The 21,213-nt window shown below is 62.0% G+C and carries 14 protein-coding genes; 13 read left to right on the top strand and 1 reads right to left on the bottom strand.

Annotation, left to right across the window (positions count from 1 at the left end):
* Positions 1 to 41: 41 nt before the first annotated feature.
* From PTZ19_RS13960 to PTZ19_RS13915, 10 genes are all read left to right on the top strand, one after another.
* Positions 42 to 1,544 carry a sugar ABC transporter ATP-binding protein gene (locus tag PTZ19_RS13960; protein ID WP_276355486.1) on the top strand — a complete coding sequence of 501 codons (1,503 nt, stop codon included), beginning with the start codon at positions 42 to 44 and terminating at the stop codon, positions 1,542 to 1,544.
* Between the two features lie 16 nt (positions 1,545 to 1,560).
* The gene (gene mglC, locus PTZ19_RS13955) at positions 1,561 to 2,574 is read left to right on the top strand and encodes a galactose/methyl galactoside ABC transporter permease MglC (protein ID WP_276355483.1); all 1,014 of its coding nucleotides are present in this window, start codon (positions 1,561 to 1,563) and stop codon (positions 2,572 to 2,574) included.
* Positions 2,575 to 2,652: 78 nt separating this feature from the next.
* Positions 2,653 to 4,350: a methyl-accepting chemotaxis protein gene (locus tag PTZ19_RS13950; protein ID WP_276355482.1), complete on the top strand. Its 1,698-nt coding sequence runs from the start codon at positions 2,653 to 2,655 to the stop codon at positions 4,348 to 4,350.
* A gap of 144 nt (positions 4,351 to 4,494) precedes the next feature.
* Positions 4,495 to 5,472 (top strand): substrate-binding domain-containing protein, encoded by a 978-nt coding sequence (locus PTZ19_RS13945; protein WP_276355480.1) that lies wholly within the window; start codon positions 4,495 to 4,497, stop codon positions 5,470 to 5,472.
* Positions 5,469 to 6,908 (top strand): sensor histidine kinase, encoded by a 1,440-nt coding sequence (locus tag PTZ19_RS13940; protein ID WP_276355477.1) that lies wholly within the window; start codon positions 5,469 to 5,471, stop codon positions 6,906 to 6,908. Before PTZ19_RS13945 ends, PTZ19_RS13940 begins: the two co-directional genes overlap by 4 nt.
* Before the next feature lies 1 nt (position 6,909).
* A complete protein-coding gene (locus PTZ19_RS13935; RefSeq protein WP_276355475.1) occupies positions 6,910 to 8,469 on the top strand; it encodes a response regulator in 1,560 nt (519 codons plus the stop codon).
* A gap of 19 nt (positions 8,470 to 8,488) precedes the next feature.
* A complete protein-coding gene (gene xylF / locus PTZ19_RS13930; protein ID WP_276355473.1) occupies positions 8,489 to 9,601 on the top strand; it encodes a D-xylose ABC transporter substrate-binding protein in 1,113 nt (370 codons plus the stop codon).
* Between the two features lie 127 nt (positions 9,602 to 9,728).
* Positions 9,729 to 10,844 carry a sugar ABC transporter substrate-binding protein gene (locus PTZ19_RS13925; RefSeq protein WP_276355470.1) on the top strand — a complete coding sequence of 372 codons (1,116 nt, stop codon included), beginning with the start codon at positions 9,729 to 9,731 and terminating at the stop codon, positions 10,842 to 10,844.
* Positions 10,845 to 10,936: 92 nt separating this feature from the next.
* A complete protein-coding gene (locus tag PTZ19_RS13920) occupies positions 10,937 to 12,457 on the top strand; it encodes a sugar ABC transporter ATP-binding protein (protein ID WP_276355469.1) in 1,521 nt (506 codons plus the stop codon).
* A 45-nt stretch (positions 12,458 to 12,502) separates the two neighbouring features.
* Entirely contained in the window at positions 12,503 to 13,714 is a 1,212-nt protein-coding gene (locus PTZ19_RS13915) for a sugar ABC transporter permease (protein WP_276355467.1), read from the top strand.
* Between the two features lie 508 nt (positions 13,715 to 14,222).
* Here PTZ19_RS13915 and pdxR read toward each other — a convergent pair.
* The gene (pdxR, locus tag PTZ19_RS13910; RefSeq protein ID WP_276355464.1) at positions 14,223 to 15,647 is read right to left on the bottom strand and encodes a MocR-like pyridoxine biosynthesis transcription factor PdxR; all 1,425 of its coding nucleotides are present in this window, start codon (positions 15,645 to 15,647) and stop codon (positions 14,223 to 14,225) included.
* 124 nt (positions 15,648 to 15,771) lie between these two features.
* On the opposite strand from pdxR, the gene PTZ19_RS13905 reads away from it, so the two are divergent.
* Genes PTZ19_RS13905 through hrpB form a run of 3 tightly spaced genes read left to right on the top strand, consistent with a single transcriptional unit; the run spans position 15,772 to position 20,488 of the window.
* Positions 15,772 to 16,971, top strand: coding sequence for an MFS transporter (locus PTZ19_RS13905; RefSeq protein ID WP_276355462.1), 1,200 nt, complete (start codon positions 15,772 to 15,774; stop codon positions 16,969 to 16,971).
* A 55-nt stretch (positions 16,972 to 17,026) separates the two neighbouring features.
* Positions 17,027 to 17,884, top strand: coding sequence for an NAD-dependent epimerase/dehydratase family protein (locus PTZ19_RS13900; RefSeq protein ID WP_276355460.1), 858 nt, complete (start codon positions 17,027 to 17,029; stop codon positions 17,882 to 17,884).
* Positions 17,885 to 17,941: 57 nt separating this feature from the next.
* On the top strand, positions 17,942 to 20,488 hold the full coding sequence (gene hrpB, locus PTZ19_RS13895; protein WP_276355458.1) for an ATP-dependent helicase HrpB: 2,547 nt from the start codon (positions 17,942 to 17,944) through the stop codon (positions 20,486 to 20,488).
* Positions 20,489 to 21,213: the final 725 nt, after the last annotated feature.

Here is a 21,213-nt window from a genome sequence, read left to right as displayed (position 1 = left end):
GTTTTCCTGTCCGCGAGACCGAACGCCAAGGGGTGTGTAAGATGACGGAACCGCAATATTTGCTGGAAATGGACGGGGTCTCCAAGGAATTTCCGGGCGTCAAGGCGCTGAACGACGTCACGCTGCAGGTTCGTACGGGCACGGTGCACGCCCTGATGGGCGAGAACGGCGCCGGCAAATCGACTTTGATGAAGTGTCTGTTCGGCATCTACGCGCCCGACGCGGGCGAAATCCGGATGAACGGGCGGAAGCTGCATCTGCCGGATTCCCGCTCGGCTTTGAACGGCGGGATCGCCATGATCCACCAGGAGCTGCATCCGGTCCCCCGGCGAAGCGTCATGGAGAACATTTGGCTGGGCCGGTTCCCGATGCGGGGGCCGTTCGTCGACCATGGCCGCATGTTCCGCGATACCGAGAAGCTTTTCGAAGATTTGAACATGGACCTGAAACCGGATACGATCATCGGCAACCTCTCCGTTTCCCAGATTCAAATGATCGAGATCGCCAAAGCGGTTTCCTATAACGCGAAAGTGATAATCATGGACGAACCGACGTCTTCCCTAACGGGCAACGAAGTGGAGCATTTGTTCCGGATCATCGGGGATTTGAAAAAACGGGGAGTCGCGATCATTTATATTTCGCACAAGATGGAAGAGATTTTGCGGATTTCGGACGACGTCACGATCATGCGCGACGGCCGGAAAATCGGGACCTGGCCGGCGTCCGAGCTGACGACCGACCTCATCATTTCCCGGATGGTCGGCCGCGATCTGACCCAGCGTTACCCCAACCGGGAGAACGTGCCCGGAGAAGTGGTGCTGCGGGTCGAAGGATTCACCTCGCCGTTTCCGAAGTCGTTCAAGGACGTATCCTTCGAGCTGCGGCGGGGCGAGATCCTGGGGGTCGGAGGACTCGTGGGCGCCCAGCGCACGGAACTGATCGAAGCGCTGTTCGGCCTCCGCTCCGTGGCGTCCGGCAGCATGCTGCTGAACGGCATGCCGGTCAAAATCCGCAGGCCCGTGGACGCCATCAGGCACAAAATGGCCCTGCTTACCGAAGAACGGCGCGTCACCGGCATCATTCCCGTGCTGTCCGTGCTCGAGAACACGGTGATCGCCAACCAGAAAAGCTATGCCCGATACGGCTTCTTGAACGAAGCGCGGCGCCGCGAAGATACCGAACGCCACGTCGGCCGGCTGAGCGTCAAGACGCCGTCCATGAAGACGTTGATCCGGTACCTGTCCGGAGGCAACCAGCAGAAGGTGCTGCTGGCCCGCTGGCTGCTGACGCAGCCGGACATCCTGCTGCTCGACGAACCGACCCGCGGCATCGACGTCGGCGCCAAATACGAGATTTACTCGATCATCGCCGACTTGGCCGCGAGCGGCAAAAGCATCATCATGATCTCGTCCGAAATGCCGGAGCTGCTGGGCATGTCCGACCGGATCATGGTCATGTGCGAGGGCCGGCTGACCGGCATCGTGGACGGCAAAACCGCCACGGAAGAACAGATTATGCGGCTGGCCGCCCAACATTCGGCCTGAAACGGGAGGATATCGCATGAACGTAAACGTGAAAAAAATCAACTCGTTTCTTGCGGAGAACGCGATTTACGTCGTTCTGGTCTTGCTGGTGATCGGCATCTCCTTGTCGAATCCGGACTTTTTGTCGCTCAGCACGCTGACGAACATTCTGCACCAGAACTCCACGAAGGCGATCATCGCGCTGGGCGCGGCATTCGTGCTGATCACGGGGGGCGTCGACCTGTCGGCGGGCCGCGTCGTCGGGCTGGCGGCGGTCATTTCCGCCTCGATGGTGCAGATGTCGGACTATCCGCAGAAGTTTTTTCCCCATCTGAACGAACTGCCGGTTTTCGTTCCGATTTTGTTGGCGATTCTGGCGGGGCTGGTCGTCGGCTTGATCAACGGGCTCGTCATTTCCAAGCTGCACGTGCCGCCGTTCATCACGACGCTGGGGACGATGGTCATCGTGCTGGGCGTCAACTCCCTCTACTTCGACATGCCGCCCAACAATTCTCAGCCGATCGGCGGCCTGCGTTCCGATTTCACCAAATGGGGTTCCGGGAGTTTCCAGATCGGCTCTTTCAGCCTGCCGTATCTCGTCCTCATCGCGATCGCGGTCGCCGTCATTTGCTGGGTGATCTTCAATAAAACCCGGCTCGGCAAAAACATGTACGCGATCGGGGGCAACGTCCAGGCCGCCCACGTCTCCGGCATCAACGTCAGCCGCAACCTGCTGTGGATTTACGGCATCGCGGGCGCGCTCTACGGGCTGGCCGGCATGCTGGAGGCAGCCAAGTCGGGCGGAGCGTCCAGCGCTTACGGCAACATGTACGAGCTGGACGCCATCGCGGCTTGCGTGGTCGGCGGCGTATCGACGACGGGCGGCATCGGAACCGTTCCCGGCGTCATGGCCGGGGTGCTGATCTTCGGCGTCATCAACTACGGGCTGACGTTCATCGGGGTCGGTCCCTACTATCAATTGATCATTAAAGGCTTGATTATCGTCGCGGCCGTCTCGATCGATATCCGCAAATATTTGGCCAAAAAATGATCGCATAAGGGCTGCCGCTTCGGCGGCCTTTTCGCGGAAGTTTCGTGACAGCGCTTACAAGCGAAAGGAGGATGACCGGTGCGTCGAAAATTGATCGGGGCTTTCCTGGCCGTAGCCTTGCTGGTGGCGGCAACGAGCGGAATGGCCAGCACGCTGATGAGCGGCGTGCAAGACACCTACGATCGCCTGCTGGCAAGGCAAGCCGCGGTTTCGGAGCGGATCGCGGACATCCAATCGTTGGCGGAGCGGCAGCAGGGGCTGCTGTACGGCTATATGTTGAAACCGGACGCGGACTCCGAACGGGAATTGCGGGACGCGAACGGCAGGCTCGGCCGGGAAATCGACGCCTTGGCCGCGGACCGCGCGGGGGATGATGAGGGCATTTCCCGCATGAAGGAGTCCAACCAGACGTTCGCCCGGTTGGTCGAGAAAGTCGTTTCCTACGTGCGGGAAAACAAACCGGATCTCGCGCGGACCGAGGCCGGCATGTGGGCGGTTCCGACCTCCGCCCAATTGGCGGAATCCGCCGCGTCGGTGAGCGCACGGGAGAAGGAGCGCTTGGCGTCGGCCAAGGCCGACAACGAGGCGAACGTTCGGCTTCTCCTTCAGGCCTCGATCGGCTTCAGCGTGCTGGCCGTCGGGCTCGCCGTGCTGATCGGCTGGACGCTGTCGAGGACGATCGTCCGGCCGGTGAAACGGCTGGTCGAAGCGGCGGACGCCATCGCGCAGGGCGACCTGACGGGCAGTGCGATCGCGGTCCGCACGAAGGACGAGCTCCGCAAGCTGGCGGATGCTTTCCATTCGATGAAGGAAGGGCTGCGGGACATTCTGCGGCAAGCGGGACGCAGCGCCGGGCGGGTAGCCGAAGAAACGGGCCGGCTTCGGATTCGGAGCGGGCACGTGGGCGAATGGTCGGAGCATATCGCGTCGGTCGTGGCGGAAATCGCGGCCGGCGCCGAAGCGCAGAGGGACAGCGTGCTCCGCGGCGCCGCCGGCATGGACCGCATGGCGGTCTCCGCCGGGGAGATCGAGGAAGCGTCCCGGATCGTGCTGAGCCGCTCCGCGGAAGCCCATGCGGCGACGGACGAGGGCCAATCGTTCATGGAGCAAGTTCTCCGGCAGATGGGCTTGATCGGACGGGGAATGGAAGGGCTCGCCTCCGCGGTCCAAAGGCTGTCCGGCCGCGCCGAGCAGATCGACCGGATCGCCCGATCGATCGCGGCGATCGCGCGGCAGACGAACATGCTGGCGCTCAACGCTTCGATCGAAGCTTCGCGCGCGGGCGTGTACGGCAAAAGCTTCGGCGTCGTGGCGGAGGAAATCCGCAAGCTGTCCCTGCAAACCTCCGCGGCGGCGGAGGAGGTCGGCGCGATGGTCGAGAACATTCAGTTCGAGATGGGGGAAGTGGAAAAATCAACGTCTTCCGGCTCCCGGGAAGTATCCGCGGGTCTCGCGATCGTCCGCCAAGCCGGCGATGCCTTCGGGCGGATCGGCGAATCGGTGCGCGAAGCGTTCCGCCAAGCGGAAGAAATGACCGCGCGCTCGGAAATGCTGTCGCGGCTGGCCCGCGATGCGGCGGAAGCGATGGAAGGGATCCGGGAGGTGTCCGAGCGGGCGGCGGCCGGCACGCTGGGCGTGAAAGAGACGGTGGTCAAGCAGAACGCGGCGCTGGAAGAAATGGCGGCTTCGGCCGAACGTTTGGCTCGGGAAGCGGAGGAACTGCAGGCCCGCATCTCCCGTTTCCGGATCGGGGAGCAGCCTGCCGCGTTCGAATAACCGGCTGCGGGAGGCGCCCCTAGGACGCGCCCGCGTTCCGCGGGAAAGCTTTCCGTGCTACAATGGGTGCAAGCGCATACATTGTTGGAAAAGGGTTTTCATTCCTCCCATTGAAATCTGAGCGGGAAACGGAGAATCGGCGCCTTGCGGAAACTCATCATTTTCGTGCTTGCCTGCATTTGCGCGGTTTTGCTGTATTTCACGACGGTATCGGCCGAAAAAGCGTTCCGCTCCGAATGGAAATTGCCGCGGGCGCCTGCCCGGCAGCAGGCGGAATACCGCCTGGTCCTGATTACGCAGGAGCTCGAGACCCCCTTCTGGGACCGAGTCGGGGACAGCGCGAAGCGGGAAGCGGCGAAGGCCGGAGCCGGCCTTGAGGTATGGGGCAGCTACGGCAACGATCCGGAAGAATTCCTGAAGAAACTCGAGATCGCCATCGATGCCAAGGTGGACGGCATCATCGTCCAAGGCTTGGACTCGGATGCGTTCAAGGAGCTCACGAAGTACAAGGCGGCGTTTTTCGGGATTCCCGTCATCACCGTGGCGAACGACGTGCCGATGGGGGACAGCCTCCGCAAAACGTACGTCGGTTCCAATCAGTATTTGGCGGGACGGATGATCGCCGGCCAGCTGCTCGAGGACATGGGCCCGTCCGGCACCGTCCTGCTGCTCGGGGACAGCGGCAACGCTTTCTACCAGCGGCAGAGGCTGAGCGGGATCCGGGACGCTTTGGGAGCTTACCCCGGGATTCGGACGGAATACGAGGAAACGCGGAATACGAGGGAGCAGGTCATCGCGGCGACGCAAGACCTCATGAACCGATTCCCCGACGCGGAGGCGTTCGTCGCCGTCAACGCGAGCCTGGCCGGCGCCATGGTGCAGGAAATCGGCCGACGGGCCCGGGTCGAGCCCTACGATATCTATACGTTCGACGACAGTCCGGATGCCTTATCCTTGTTCCAAGACGGCAAGCTGGACGGCATGATCGAGCAATCGCCCGAGGCGATGGGCCGGCTCGGCGTGGATCTTCTCCTCGATTGGCTGAAAGGAGATCAGATCCCGCTGGACTCGGGAGGGTACTATACCGACATCAGGATCCGGAAAGCGGACGAGGCGCCATGAACAGCATCCAGAAAAAAATCTGGTCGCTCGCCGGCATCGTGCTTTTCATCATGGTCGCCATCTGGATGACCCTGACCTACTACAACCGCCAAACCTTAGAGCAGTATAACGGCATCCTGCAGCGCTACCTTCGGCTCAATGAAGTGACGAACGCCAGCCAACAGACGGTCGCGGAGCTGAACAACTATTTGCTCCTGCCGAATTCGAACCGTCTGGGACAGCTGGAGAGCGGCCGGGAAAGGCTTCGCCGGGCCAAAATCGACATCCTCGACCTGCGGAACGGAGAAAACGATTTCGCCCTCACCAACTACGCCAACCTGATCGACAGCCTCCTCGAAGCGACGGACCGATCGCTCATGTTCCAATCGGAAAAAGAAACCGAAGATTCGAGCCTGGCGTTCACGGAGGCGACGCGGATCTCGAAGTATATTTCCGACATGACGCTGACGCTGCTCGACACCGACCTCAAAACGTACGACCGGTTCTACCGCGGCATCATCGAAAAGTCCACGGCGCTCACCCAGCTCGGCGTCTGGCTGCTGCTCACGATCACGTTTTTGCTGCTTATCTTCACGTATTTGTTCTCCTTGAGCATCACGAGGCCGGTCCGGAAATTGACGCAGGCGGCGAAGGAACTGTCGCGGGGCCGGTTCGACCTGAGAGTGGAGGTCGCGTCGAACGACGAAATCTCCTTCCTCGCCAAAATGTTCGAGCGCATGCGGATCAACATCAACAACCTGATCCAGGAAATCCAGCAAAAGGCGCAGCTGGAGAAGGAGCTTCAGCAGAGCAAGCTCCTCCTGCAGGAAAGCCGGCTCCGAAGCCTGCAAAGCCAGATCCATCCGCATTTCCTGTTCAATACGCTGGACACGCTGTCCAAAAAAGCGTACCTCGAAGGCGCGGAGGAAACGAGCGACCTCCTGGCCAGCGTCGCCGGCCTGCTTCGCTACAACTTGAGGCGTTTGGACCGGGCGGTTTCGCTTTCCGAGGAAGTGGGCGTGCTCCGCCAGTACGTGGAAATCCAGAAAGCGAGATTCTCCGACCGGCTGCAATTCCGGGCGGAGATCGACGAGTCGTGCCTGCACGTGCGGATTCCCGGGCTTACGCTGCAGCCGATCGTGGAGAATGCGGTCATTCACGCGGTCGAGCCGAAGGAAGAAGGCGGGGTTATCGTTTTCCGCATCGAGGGCGGCCCCGATCGGGTGACCATCGAGATCGCGGACGACGGCCCCGGGATTCCGGCGGAGCGAATCGAACGGATGCTGGAAGGCGGAGACGCCGGGCCGGAAGGACATTCGACGGGAATCGGCTTCGGCAACGTGGTCCAGCGGTTAAGGCTGTTCTATGGAATGGATGACGTTATCGGCATCGTAAGCGAGAACGGAAAAGGAACGAAAGTCGTGTTGACCATACCGAGAACGGGGAGTGCCGAGTAAAATGACGAAACTCCTGGTCGTGGACGATGAGCAGATCGAACGGGAAGGATTGGTCGCCATCCTGCGCAGAGGGATTTCCGGTTTGGACATCGAGCAGGCGAAAAACGGGAAGGTCGCGGTGTCGGTCGCGGAGCGGTTCCGCCCCGATCTGGTCCTGATGGATATCAAAATGCCGGGCATGAACGGCCTGGAAGCGATCGAGCGGATCGGCGCGGCCGATCCGGACGTCAAATTCATCATGGTCACGGCCTACGATACGTTCGATTTCGCGCGACAGGCGATCAAGCTCGGCGTCAAGGATTACCTGCTGAAGCCCAGCAAAGCGGCCGATATCGTGGACACGGTCAGCCGCGTGCTGCGGGAGATCGAAGCGGAGAAACGAACCCGGGAGGCGAGCCGGCAGCAATCGAACGCGCTGCGGAAGGTGCTGCCGGTCGTCGAGACCGACATCGTCACGCAGCTGCTGTTCGACCACGTGCACGACGTGCATTTGGACGAACTGGTCGGCCTGCTCGGCGTGAGCACGGAGAACGAGAAGTTCGCGATGGTCGTCTTGACGCCCTCCGGCTCGGAGCAGTCGTATCTCTCGGTCAAGGCCAAGGTTCGCCGAATGGGCATCGGATGGATCGGCGCGCTGTACGGACGGCAAATCCCGATCATCGCCTTTCGCGACCCGGGCCAATCGTTCCGTTCCCAGGCGGTCGCCGCCGCCCGGGAGCTGCTCGCGGCCGCGCCGTCCGGCGAGGGACAAGGCTGGTTCGTCGGCATCGGCAACGCGTGCGCTTCGCTCGATCAAATCCGCCGGTCGTATCGGGAAGCCCAGATCGCCGCGATCGAACCGACGCTGCCCGTCAAATACCGGTTGTATGCCGACATGCCGGCGTTGGGCCCGGTCCGCGAAGGCCGGGAGGCCCGGCAATGGGAGAAGCGGTTCGTCGAGAAAATCCGGCTCGGGCTGTGGAACGAGGTGCGCGCGGACGTCCTCGAATTCATCCGGCGCTGCGAGAACGAAGGCGCCGACCTGCTGCTGTCCCAGCAGCGCGCGCTGGAGCTGCTGTGGCTGGTCTCGCGGATGATGGCCGAGCTCGGCATGGAGGCCGAAAAGCCGCTGTTCTCGTTCCGGTCGCAGGACTATCGCCAGCTGAGGGCCGAAGCCGGGCTTTTGCTGGACCGGATGAGGCAGGCTTTCGAGGAACATCAGGCGGGGATCGGACCGGACGCGATCCGGCGAATCCGGCAGTACATCGCCGAGCATTCCCATGAAGACATTTCGTTGGAAGCGATCGGGAAGCGGGTCGGCTTAAGCCCGTTCTACATTAGCAAGATGTTCAAGGACCAGTTCGGGGTCAACTACATCGACTTCCTGACCGAGTGCCGGATCGAGAAAGCCAAAAAGCTGATGGCCGATCCCGGGAAGAGCCTGAAGGAAATCACCTTCGAGGTCGGCTATAACGACCCGAACTATTTCAGCAAAGTGTTCAAGAAAACGTGCGAAGTCTCGCCGACGGAATACCGGAAGGCACTTCTGGGGAAAAAGGGGCAGGCCGTCCGCGATGCGTGACCGGAAGGATGCGAAACGGATGAAAGCGGGAGCATGGCGGCTTTTGCCGTTCGGGCTGGCGCTGACGGCGCTGTTCGTTTACGCCCTGCTGGCCGGAGGGGGAAGCGGCGGGACGAGCGCGCCGCCCGATACGCCCCCGGCCGCCCCGCGGCAGGGAGAAACATCGTCCCGAACCGCGCCCGGAGAAGGCCGAACGATCAAGATCGGGTTTTCCATGGGCACGCTGCTCGAGGAACGCTGGCAGAGGGACCGCGAGTTGTTCCGGGCCGCCGCGTCGGATTTGGGAGCGGAAGTGACCGTCATGGCGGCGGATAACGACGAGGCCCAGCAAATCGCGCAAGCCGAAGCGCTGATCGACCAGGGCGTCGACGTTCTCGTCATCGTGCCCCACGACGCAGAGGCGACCGCCGCGATCGTCAAAAAAGCGCACTCCGTAGGCATCAAAGTGCTCTCTTATGACCGGTTGGTCAAAAACGCGGATATCGACCTGTACGTTTCCTTCGATAACGAGAAGGTCGGGGAGCTGCAAGCGAAGGCGATCACGAAGCTGGTCCCGAGAGGAAAATACGTGTACATCGGGGGCGCGGACACGGACAACAACGCGAATCTGATCAAAAGAGGCGTATTCAACGTCCTCCAGCCGATGATCGACCGCGGGGACGTCACCGTCGTCTACGATCAGTGGACGAAAGACTGGTCGCCCGCGCTCGCGCTCGCCAACATGCGCTCCGCGCTCGCCGCGAACCGCGGGCGGGTCGACGCGGTGATCGCCGCGAACGATTCGACGGCCGGCAGCGTCATCCAAGCCCTCGGCGAGTCGGGACTCGCGGGCCGCATCCCGGTCGCCGGGCAGGACGCGGATCTGGAAGCCGCGCGGCGGATCGTCGCGGGCACGCAGACGATGACCGTATACAAGCCGATCCGGCGGCTGGCCGAGAAGGCGGCGGAGCTGGCGGTCCAGCTGGCGAAAGGGGAGAAGACGGGAGCGGACCGGCACGTCAACAACGGGAAAACCGAGGTGCCGTCCGTGCTGCTGGAACCGATCGCCGTGGACCGATTCAACCTCGACGCGACGATTATCGCCGACGGTTTCCATACCCGGGAAGAGGTGTACGGTCCGGCCGCCCCGTGACGGGACCGGTTAAAAAAGTATAGAAGCTTGCAAAAGAGTGCTACCGATAAAGCGCTTACGTCATCCGGAGGAGGTGTAATATGGGTCTTGCAATCCATCCGATTAAAGGTCGAAAGGGGTTTCGAACATGGGAAAAGGCTTCAAGACGGCGGCTATTCTGCTCATCGTCGCGCTCTTCGCCGCGATCGTCTCCGCTTGCGGGAACAAGAACGGCAGCGGCGGCGGCGGCAAAGTCAGCGTGGGGATCGTACTCCCGACGAAAGACGAGACGAGATGGCTGCAAGACGAAGAACGCTTCAAAGCCGCGCTGAAAGACACGAAGTACTCGACGGAAATCCTGTTCAGCCAAGGCTCTTCCGCCAAAGAGAAGGAAAACGTCGAGACCTTGATCAATAAAGGCATCAAAGTCCTCATCATATGCCCGTTCGACGGCAACGCCGCCGCCGCGGCGGTTGAATCCGCCAAGAAGGAAGGCATCACGGTCATCTCCTACGACCGTCTGATTACGAACACGGACGCCGTCGACTATTACGTGACGTTCGACAGCATCTCGGTCGGCGCGGCCCAGGCGCAATACCTGGTCGACCACTCGAAGGGAGGCGGCCAGCCGCTGTACCTATACGCGGGCGCCGCTTCCGACAACAACGCGTTCCTCTTCTTCGAAGGCGCTTGGAACGTCCTGCAGCCGAAGATCGCCGACGGCTCGTTCAAGATCGCCAACTCCAGCGAAGCGGAAGCCTTGAAGGGGAAAGCGAAGCTGTCCCGCGAGGAAATGAGCAAGATCATCGGCCAGGTCACGACGAACTGGGATCCGAACGAAGCGAAAAACAAAGCCCAAACCCACTTGACCGCGGCTGCCGCCGACATGAAAGGCGACGTGCTCGTCCTGGCGCCGAACGACGGCACGGCCCGCTCCATCGCGGACGTGTTCCATTCCGACGGCGCGATCACGAGCGCCGTGATCACGGGTCAAGACGCCGAAAAGGCGACCGGCCAGTACATCATCGACGGCAAGCAATCCATGACGGTATTCAAAGACGTCCGCACGCTCGTCAAAGACGCGATCGGCATGGCGGTCGACATCCTCGACGGCAAAAAGCCGCAGACGACCGGCGAATACGACAACGGCCAAATCAAAGTCCCGTCGAAGCAAACGCCCGTCATCACCGTCGACAAAGACAACATCAAGAAGGAACTCGTCGAGTCCGGCTATTATCAAGCCGGCGACTTCCAAGGCCTTTAAACGCCAGTCTGAATAGGCAACGCGGGATAGTGATAGATTCGTCTATCACTATTCCGCCGTTGTAAGAGTCGTACGGCTAAGGAGTGCAAACCATGAGCAGCTATATTTTAGAGATGAACGGCATCTCCAAGGAGTTCACGGGCGTCAAGGCGCTCACGGACGTCAGCTTCAAGGTCGGAAGAGGCGAAATCCATTGCTTGGTCGGCGAGAACGGGGCGGGCAAATCGACGCTGATGAAAGTGCTCAGCGGCGTGCACCCCCACGGCACGTATAAGGGCGAGATCGTGTTCGACGGCAAACCGCAAGCGTTCGAGACGATCAGCGACAGCGTGAAAGCCGGCATCGTGATCATTTATCAGGAGCTGGCGCTGTTCCCGGACTTGTCCGTCTACGAGAATATTTTCGCGGGCAACGAAGTGAAGCGCGGCGCGCTCATGGACTGGAACCAGACGATCGTCAAGGCCAAGCAGATGCTGCGGAAAGTGAAGCTGGACGTGGGTCCCGAGACGCCGGTCAAAGATTTGGGCGTCGGGAAGCAGCAGCTCGTGGAAATCGCCAAGGCGCTCAGCAAAGACGTCAAACTGCTCATTTTGGACGAACCGACCGCGGCGCTGAACGAGAACGACAGCGAGAATCTGCTGCAGCTGCTGCGCGAACTCAAGAAACAAGGCATTACCTGCATTATGATCTCCCATAAGCTGAAGGAAGTCATTTCCATCGCGGACAAGGCGACCGTGCTTCGGGACGGACGGACGATCTGCACGCTCGACGCGGCGAAAGGCGAGATTTCCGAGAACGTCATCATCCGGAACATGGTCGGCCGCGAGATCGAGGATATTTATCCGAAGCGGGCCAACAAGCGGTTCGGAGACAAGGTGCTGGAAATCCGGAATTGGACCGCTTACGACCCGCAGGCCGGCCGGAACGTCGTGACGGACGCGAACCTGCACGTGCGGAGAGGAGAAATCGTCGGAATCGCCGGTTTGATGGGTTCGGGGCGGACGGAGCTCGCGCTCAGCATTTTCGGCAATCCCAAATCCTATAAACTGCAGGGCGAGCTTCTGGTTAACGGCGCCCCCCGAACGTTCCGCCTGCCCGGCGACGCCATCCGGGAGGGAATCGCCTACGTCACCGAAGACCGCAAAGGCAACGGGCTGTTCCTGATTCAGGACATCAAGAGCAACCTATCGGCGGCGAACCTGGGCAAGCTCGCTTCGGGGGGCTGGATCAACGAGAACGAGGAAATCAAAGCCGCCTTCCGCTACAAGGAGTCCTTAAACGTAAAAGCGCCGTCCATCGAGCAGATCGTCGGCAAGCTGAGCGGGGGCAACCAGCAGAAGGTGTCGCTCGGCAAATGGTTGTTCGCCGGCCCGCAGCTGCTGATCCTGGACGAGCCGACGCGGGGCATCGACGTCGGAGCCAAGTTCGAGATCTATTCGATCATGAACGAGCTGATCGCCCAAGGAATGAGCATCATCATGATTTCGTCCGAACTCGGGGAAGTGCTCGGCATGAGCGACCGCATCTACATCATGGCCGAAGGCCGGATCAAGGGCGAATTGCCGGCCGAAGAGGCCGACCAGGAAAAAATCATGCATTTCGCCACGCAATAGTCGCAATAGGGGAAAGTTTGACTCCCGATCATAGGAGGAGCACCGATGAACGTTTCGCATGAGTTGAAGATGGAGCCGAAGACGAACTTCGTCCAAGAGGCGAAATCGCTGGTCAAGTTCAATATTCGCGAATACGGCATGTATATCGCCTTGTTCGTGATCATGCTCATCTTCTCGATTCTGACGGACGGATTGTTCATGTCTTCCCGCAACATCAGCAATCTGCTGGACGCCACGGGGTACATCGCCGTGCTGGCCGTCGGCATGACGCTGGTCATCGTCATCCGCCATATCGACTTGTCGGTCGGCTTCGCGGCGGGCTTCATGGGGGCGATAGCCGCCATCCTGCTGACCCAGGCCGGCGTCCCGATATGGCTGATCATCCCGATCGTGCTCGTGCTCGGCATCGCGGCCGGCATGATCAACGGTTTTCTCGTCGCTTCCCTCGGCATACCGTCGTTCGTCGCCTCGCTCGCGGGCATGCTCATTTTCCGCGGCGCGCTGCTGCGCGTGACGGAGAAGACCGGCACCATCATCATCAAGGACGAGGATTTCAACGCGATCGGCAACGGATACATTCCGGCGATCTCCACGGTCGGCGGGCTCAGCCTGCTCTCGCTGATTTTGGGCGTGGTCGCGATCGTGCTGTATATCCTCTCCGAGGTATCCAACCGCCGGAACAAGCTGAAATACGGATTCGAAGTCGTGTCCGGCGGCATTTTCGCGGTCAAGCTCGTGTTCGTATCGGCCATCATCGCTTACATCACCTGGATCATCGCCGGCTACAACGGCTTCTCCTGGACGGTCGTCATCATGGTGTTCGTCGTTCTCGTGTACCATTTCCTGTCGACCAAAACGGTGCTCGGGCGGCACATTTACGCCGTGGGCAGCAATCCGGAAGCAGCGCACCTCAGCGGAATCAACGTCAAGAAGATTACGTACATCGTGTTCGGTTCCATGGGGCTCCTCTCCGCGCTTTCCGGCATTCTTTTCACCTCCCGCCTGCAATCCGCGACGACGACCGCCGGCACGCTGTTCGAGCTGGATGCGATCGCGGCCGCGTACGTCGGCGGCGTGTCGGCGGCCGGCGGCGTCGGCAAAGTGACCGGCTCCATCATCGGGGCGATCGTCATGGCTTCGCTGACGAGCGGGATGAACCTGCTCGGCGTCGGCATCTCCTACCAGTACATGATCCGCGGCGCCGTGCTGGCGGCGGCGGTCATTTTCGACGTCATCACGCGCAGGAAAAGAGGCTGATCGTTGGCGGCGTACGCCGGAATGGGAAGCCGATTTTCGCATGCTCCCTAATTGCGGGCAGGAGCGATTAGGAGCATGAGCTAAATACGAGCAGGAGCCGCTTTCCGCTCCTTTCCCCGCGGAGCGCGGGGAGAGGGCGGGGGCGGCCTTTTTCAACGATGCGGAAAGTTTAAGTTCACTGAGGGAATATAGCGCAAACAACTTTTCGTACTTGGAAAAACTTCGGCTTAACGCGGTCGCTCGTCTTCGAAAGACCTTCGATGGAGTTCAGATTGTTGACGAATTTTGTTTTTGATTCATGATCGGAACGGGAAGAAACCCGTATTCGAGCATGAAATGAAGCAGATCGCCGATCATCCAGCCTTCTTGGCCAGGATATTGGCGATCTTCTTAATGTTTTGGCAGGTCGCGGGCACTTACCCACTCCTTGCTTAGGTGCCAGACATGTCTCGTGATGATTTCTTTCTCCCAGCCGTCTTCGCACAGGTGGCCGAATTGTTGCGAAATTTTATCGCCGAATGATCCCCGGTCCGATTTCCGCGATCGCCCGCACTCCCTCTTCTACTTGCGATTCCGCCAAGTTGCCGAACCCCATGACGAGCCGGTTTTCATGCTTCCCCCGGACGATCGCGTATCTCTCCGCAGGGTAAATTCGGATCTGCTGCCGCTCCAGCAGCGCAACCGTCCGGGAGTCGAACCGGCAGTCCGGCCATTCCGCGATCAGATGCAAGCCCGCCGCATCCCCCGATATTCGGACCCCGTTTCCGAACGTATCCCGCAGGCAAGCGATGAGAAGGCTCCGTTTTTTGCCGTAGACGCGCTTCATGCGGGCGACATGGCGTTCGAAATGCCGCTCCGCGATGAATCTCGCGAGGGCGGCTTGCGGCAAAGTCGGGCCGTGCATGTCCATCAGACGCTTCAGCCGAAGAAGCGGGTCGAGCAAATGATGCGGAACGATCATGTAACCGATCCGCAGGGCGGGGAACAACGTTTTGCTGAACGTTCCGACGTAGACGACGCGTTCCTCGTCCAGCTCCCTCAGCGCGTGAATCGGCATGCCTTCATAGCGGAAATCGCTGTCGTAATCGTCTTCGATCACATAACAGCCGGTCTGCCGGGCGTACTCCAGAAGCTGAAAACGCCTCCCGATGGAGAGAATGCCGCCCAGGGGAAATTGATGCGAAGGCGTGACGTACACGCACTTCGGCCTCGGAGTCGCCGGCAGTTCCTCGACGCGCAAGCCGTGTTCGTCCACGGGAACCGGGAGGAGCTCCGCGCCGGTAGACACGAAGATTTGCCGGATGAAAGGAGCCATCGGATCCTCCGTGGCGACGACGTCGCCGGGCTGCAACAATAGCCGGCACAGCAGGGCGATCGCCTGCGTCGCGCCGGAAGTCACGATGACCTGCGACGGCTTGCAGCGAATCCCCTTCGAATGCAGCAGCAGCCGGCACAGGATCACGCGAAGATCCTCCCTCCCGGCCGGATCTTCAGCGTAGCCGAAATCCGCCGCGGAAGCCTGATCGAGCGCGGTTAAGGCGGCTTCCTTCCATTTTCGGACCGGAACGGAATCCAGGGCCGGAAAGCTCGGGCGGAAATCGATGCCGCGAAAGGGAACCGGATTTTCCGGAAGCCCGGCCGGAGCGCCGTCTTCCTTCGCTGCGTGAGGGAACGCTTCGGAGCGCTGCCGTTTTCCCAGATTCGCGACGTAGGTTCCCGAGCCCGGCCGGCTCTCCAAATACCCTTCCGCGATGAGCTGCTCGTAGACTTCCACGACGGTCGACCGCGACACCCCAAGCTCGCCCGAGAGATCCCTCGTCGAAGGAAGCCGGTCACCCGCCGCGTATCGGTTCTGGAAAATCCGTTCCCGCAGCAGGTCGTAGATTCGTTTCGATTTCGTTTCCGCAGCGCCGGAGGAAGAACGATTCATCATGCGACGCGTCCCTTCGTATGAAATTGGTATGATCGAAATTGATGGAAAGTGGATCTGAATGATACCAATTTATTTTGCTAGGCTAAAGATGTCAATACCGCGGAACAGGGGGGAGGTGATGAACATGAGTCGAGGGAACGGGAAGCCGCTCTCGGCGGGATGGCTGATTGCCGCGCTATTCATCGCCTCGCTGAATTTAAGGCCGGCGATCAGCTCCGTCTCTCCCGTGCTGGACCTCATCCGAAGCGATTTGGGGATGAACGCGTCCGCCGCCAGTTTGCTGACATCGATCCCGGTCCTCTGCATGGCGGTTCTCTCGCCGATCTCCGCAGGGCTCGGCAGCCGCTTCGGACAGGAACGCGTGATCGGCTGGTCACTCGTCCTGATCGGCGCCGGCACGCTGTTGCGGTTGGCCGCGTTTTCCCCGCCGCTTCTGCTGTCTACCGCTTGCTTGACCGGCATCGGCATCGCCGTAATGGGCCCGCTGTTGTCCGGAATCATCAAAAAAGCCGGCCCCCGCAACGCCCCGATGATGACCGCCGTCTACGCCATGGCGCTGTCGTCGGGGGCGGCTTTAGGCGCCGGCTTGTCCGCTCCGGTGCAATCGAAACTCCATTCCTGGCAAACGGCGCTTGCCCTATGGGCCCTTCTCGCTCTCGCAGCCGTTCCGGTCTGGTTCGGCGCGATCGGGCGGCAGGCCGAAGAACCGTCAAAGCCGGCTGTCGGACCTCCCGTGCAGAAGCTGCCGTGGAGCAACGCGAAAGCTTGGCTGCTCACCATCCATTTCGGGCTGATGGCGCTCGTCTTTTATTCGTTGCTCGCATGGCTGCCGCCGATGCTCCAGAGCGCGGGCGCTTCCCGCCTCTACGCCGGGACGCTTTTCACGGTATTCTCCGTGATCCAAATTCCGAGCGGATGGATCCTGCAGATGCTGCTGCGGCGATACCCTTCCCGCTTGACATGGCTGCTTGCCGCGTCAATCCTGGTGTTAGCCGGGCTTATCCTGATCGTATGCCCGGCGTGTCTCTGGTTAGCCGTACTGATATGCGGATTGGGCTCCGGAATGCTGTTCGCTCTCGGCACCTTGCTTCCCATCGATGCGGCGTCGAATCCGCGGGAGGCCGTCTCTTGGGCGGCGATGACGCAATCGGCGGGATATTTGATCGCCGCCGCGGGACCGATCTGGGTAGGGTGGACGCACGACGCGTCGCTTTCCTTCGGCGAGGCGGAGCTGGGGTTGATCGCCGTCATGCTGGCGCTGATGATCGTCCAATGCCGGATCGTTCGGCAAAGCGCGAAACCGGCGGTCCGCTCCGCCGCGTAAAAACCGGAATTCCGACTGCGATTCCGGATGTTATTCCATGAGGAGGCTATCGGATATGAAAATCTTTGTCGCAGGCGCCACGGGAGCGATCGGCCGGTTGCTGCTGCCCAAGCTGGTGCAGGCGGGCCACGAAGTGGTCGGCATGACGCATGCGGCCGAGCGCGGGGAGCTCATCCGCGCGTTCGGCGCGAAGGCCGTCGTCGCCGACGCGTACGACCGGGACGGGGTGCGGGCGGCAGTCGCGGACGTCCGGCCGGATGTCGTCATCCATCAGTTGACTTCGCTCGGCGAATGGAATTTGGAAGAGAACGCCAGGATTCGGATCGAGGGAACCCGCCATTTGGTGTATGCGGCACGAGCCGCGGGCGTGAAGCGGATGATCGCGCAAAGCATCGCCTGGGCCTACGAGCCCGGAGAGGTTCCCGCGACGGAAGACGTTCCGCTTGACCTGGGCGCCACCAGTCCCAGGAAACGAACGATCGACGGCGTCGCGGCGCTGGAGAACGCGGTGGCCGAAATGCCCCATTCCGTTATTCTTCGATACGGGATGCTTTACGGACCCGGCACCTGGTACGAAGCCGGGGGTACGGTAGCGGAAAGCGTACGGAACCGCGAGTTGCCGGCCACCGACGGGGTCCGGTCATTCCTGCATGTGGAGGATGCCGCGAACGCGGCCTTGCTGGCGCTGGATTGGCCGGACGGACCGGTGAACGTCGCGGATGACGAGCCTGCCGCGGGTACCGAGTGGCTGCCGATCTATGCCGAGGTCCTGAAGGCCCCCGCTCCGGAATATCAGCCGGGAAGGCAGGCATGGGAGCGCGGCGCCTCGAATGCCAAGGCGCGGAACGCGTACGGATGGAAGCCTCTGTTTCCGACCTGGAGGTCCGGTTTCGCGCAAGCGATCGGCAATTGAGACACTTGCCCCTTGAATGGGGGCGGTTTCCGTCACTCCGGGAAAATGGTAAGCTGGATGCAGCATACGCTCGAAGACGGAGGCATGAAGGTGACGAAGGAACTGCCGGTGGAGTCCGCCTTGCCGCGGCTGAAGGAGGCGCTCGCGGGAGCGCGAAGCGCCGTGCTCGTCGCGGCGCCGGGCGCGGGCAAGACGACGCGCGTGCCGCTCGCGCTGCTGGACGAGCCCTGGCTGGCCGGCCGCAAAATCGTGATGCTGGAGCCGAGGCGGCTTGCCGCGCGGAGCGCGGCCCGGTTCATGTCGGCCTTGCTGGGGGAACCGGTCGGCGGAACGGTCGGCTATCGGGTGCGGATGGACACGAAGGCCGGCCCGCAAACCCGCGTCGAGGTCGTGACCGAAGGCGTGCTGACCCGGATGCTGCAGGACGATCCGGGCCTGACGGACGTCGGGCTGGTCATTTTCGACGAATTCCATGAACGGAGCCTGCAGGCCGACCTGGGCCTCGCGCTCTGCTTGCAGACGAGGGAGCTGCTGCGGGACGATTTGCGGCTTCTCGTCATGAGCGCCACGATCGAAGCCGAACCGGTCGCCCGCCTGCTGGGAGACGCGCCGGTGATCGAAAGCGCGGGACGCCAATATTCCGTGGAGACGCTGTACCGGCCGCCCGCGCGGGCGGGGATGCCTGTGGACGAAGCCCTTCTGCCGGTCGTGGAGGAAGCGCTGCGGGAACGGGAAGGAGACGTGCTCGCGTTTTTGCCGGGAATGGCGGAAATCCGCGCCGCGGAGCGCAGGCTTAGGGCCGTGCTCGGGACGCGGTCCGGGGCGTCCGTGCGGATTTTCCCTCTGCACGGAAGCCTGCCGCCGGAGGAGCAGGACCGCGCTTTGGCGCCTTCCGCGGAGGGAGAGCGCAAGATCGTGCTGTCGACCTCCGTGGCGGAAACGAGCTTGACCGTCGAAGGGATCACGGTCGTCATCGACGGCGGCTTGTCCCGGGTATCCCGCTTTTCGCCCCGTACGGGCATGGCCCGGCTGGAGACGGCGGCGGTGTCGGCGGCGTCCGCGGATCAGCGCCGGGGCCGGGCGGGACGCCTTCAGCCCGGGGCGTGCTATCGCTTGTGGAGCGAGGAAGAGCAGCGGCGGCTGCCGCCCGCGAACGTTCCGGAAATCCGCGAGGCCGATCTCGCTCCGCTGGTGCTGGAGCTGGCCGTTTGGGGAACGCCGGATCCGCAGGAACTGCGCTGGCTCGATCCGCCGCCCGCGCCGGCCGTGCAGCAGGCCCGGGAGCTGCTGGCTTCGCTGGGCGCGCTTGGGGCGGACGGCACGGTCACGGCCCATGGCAGGCGGATGGCCGCGTTCGGGTTGCATCCCCGGCTGGCCCATATGATCTTGCGCGCGTTGCCGCTCGGCTATGGAGACTTGGCGTGCGAAACGGCGGTATTGCTCGGAGAAGGACGGCCGGTCGCCGGCGGAGGGGCGGCGGACGCCGATTTTCGCCATCGGCTGGAAGCTCTGCACGGGCAAGGACCGCTCGCCATGGATGAGGCCGTTCGACGCCGGCTGAGGGAAGAAGCCGCGCGGTTGAAAAGGGAATGCGGCGTTGCGGGTCGACGGGACGGCGGGGGCGGCACTCCGGGGCAGTCGGACTTGGCTTGCGGCTTGCTGCTGGCGTTCGCCTATCCGGACCGGATCGGCCGGAGCCGGGAGAACGGCAAGTATTTGCTCAGCGGCGGACGCGGCGCGGCGCTGCCGGGCGATTCCCCGCCGGCCGGCGCCGAATGGATCGCGGCGGCGGACGTGGAAGACGCCGGTGCGGAAGCGCGCATCCGGCTGGCCGCTCCGGTGTCGTTGGCGGATCTGCTTCAGCATTTTCCCGAAGCCGTTACGGAGGAGCGGACGGTATCATGGGATGCCGGCGTCAAGGCGGTCCGGGCCCGCGTCCGGCGCAAGCTGGGCGCTTTGCTGCTGGAAGAGCGGCCGTTGGCGTCGCCGCCGGCCGAAGCGGTGACCGCGGCCTTGCTGGAGGGTGTCCGGGCAGTCGGGCTGGAGGCGTTGCCTTGGTCGAAGGCGGCCCGGCAATACCAGGAGCGCGCGGTTTTCCTGCGCCGAAGCGATCCGTCTTGGCCGGATTTGTCGGACGAAGCGCTGGCTGCGGCGCTGGAGGATTGGTTGGCTCCTTCCGCGGAAGGCATGAGAAGCCTGGCCGATCTGCAGCGGCTGGATCTGAAGTCGGCGCTCGAGACCTTGCTGACTTGGGAGCAGCGGCGGGAGATGGACCGGCTTGCTCCGACCCATTGGACGGTGCCGAGCGGTTCGCGGCTGCCGATCGACTACTCGGACCCGGACGCGCCGGCTCTCGACGTGCGTCTGCAGGAGATGTTCGGGCAGTCCGACACGCCGCGGATCGCGGGTGGTCGGGTGCCGCTGACCTTGCGGCTGCTGTCGCCGGCCCAGCGCCCGGTGCAGGTGACGCGGGATTTGGCCAGCTTCTGGCAAGGCGCCTATTTCGAGGTCCGCAAGGACCTGCGGGGCCGCTACCCCAAGCATTACTGGCCCGACAACCCGCTGGAAGCGCCCGCCACCCGGAGGGCTAAGCCTCGGACTTAGGCCGGGAATCGTCAGAGCCGGGCGTAAGCTGGACCCGGACGCAGCCGAGACGAGACTTGGACTCAGCAGAAGCGAGATTGGAATGTAGCCGATTCATATCCGCCCGCAAGCGTGACATGTTAAACCCCCCGCATTCCATAACGGACGCGGGGGTCTTCGCGTTGTCTCGCACCAACCCCCGAATAGCGTATGTGATCCGCTATTTTGCCCGAAGTCTCGCACCAACCCCCGAATAGCGTATGTGATCCGCTATTTTGCCCGAAGTCTCGCACCATCCCCCAAATAGCGTATGTGATCCGCTATTTTGCCCGAAGTCTCGCACCAACCCCCGAAGAGCGTATGTGATCCGCTATTTTGCCCGAAGTCGCGCACCACCCCCCGCATCGCGTATGTGATCCGCTATTTTGCCCGAAGTCGCGCACCACCCCCCGCATCGCGTATGTGATCCGCTATTTTGCCCGAAGTCGCGCACCACCCCCCGCATCGCGTATGTGATCCGCTATTTTGCCCGAAGTCGCGCACCACCCCCCGCATCGCGTATGTGATCCGCTATTTTGCCCGAAGTCGCGCACCACCCCCCGCATCGCGTATGTGATCCGCTATTTTGCCCGAAGTCCCGCACCAACCCCCGAATAGCGTATGTGATCCACTATTTTGCCAGAAGTCTCGCACCAACCCCGGAATAGCGTATGTGATCCACTAATTTGCCCGAAGTCTCGCGCCAA

It is taken from the genome of Cohnella caldifontis (assembly GCF_029360585.1).
Lineage (GTDB): Bacteria > Bacillota > Bacilli > Paenibacillales > Paenibacillaceae > Cohnella > Cohnella caldifontis.
This window is presented reverse-complemented; position numbering and strand designations above follow the sequence as displayed.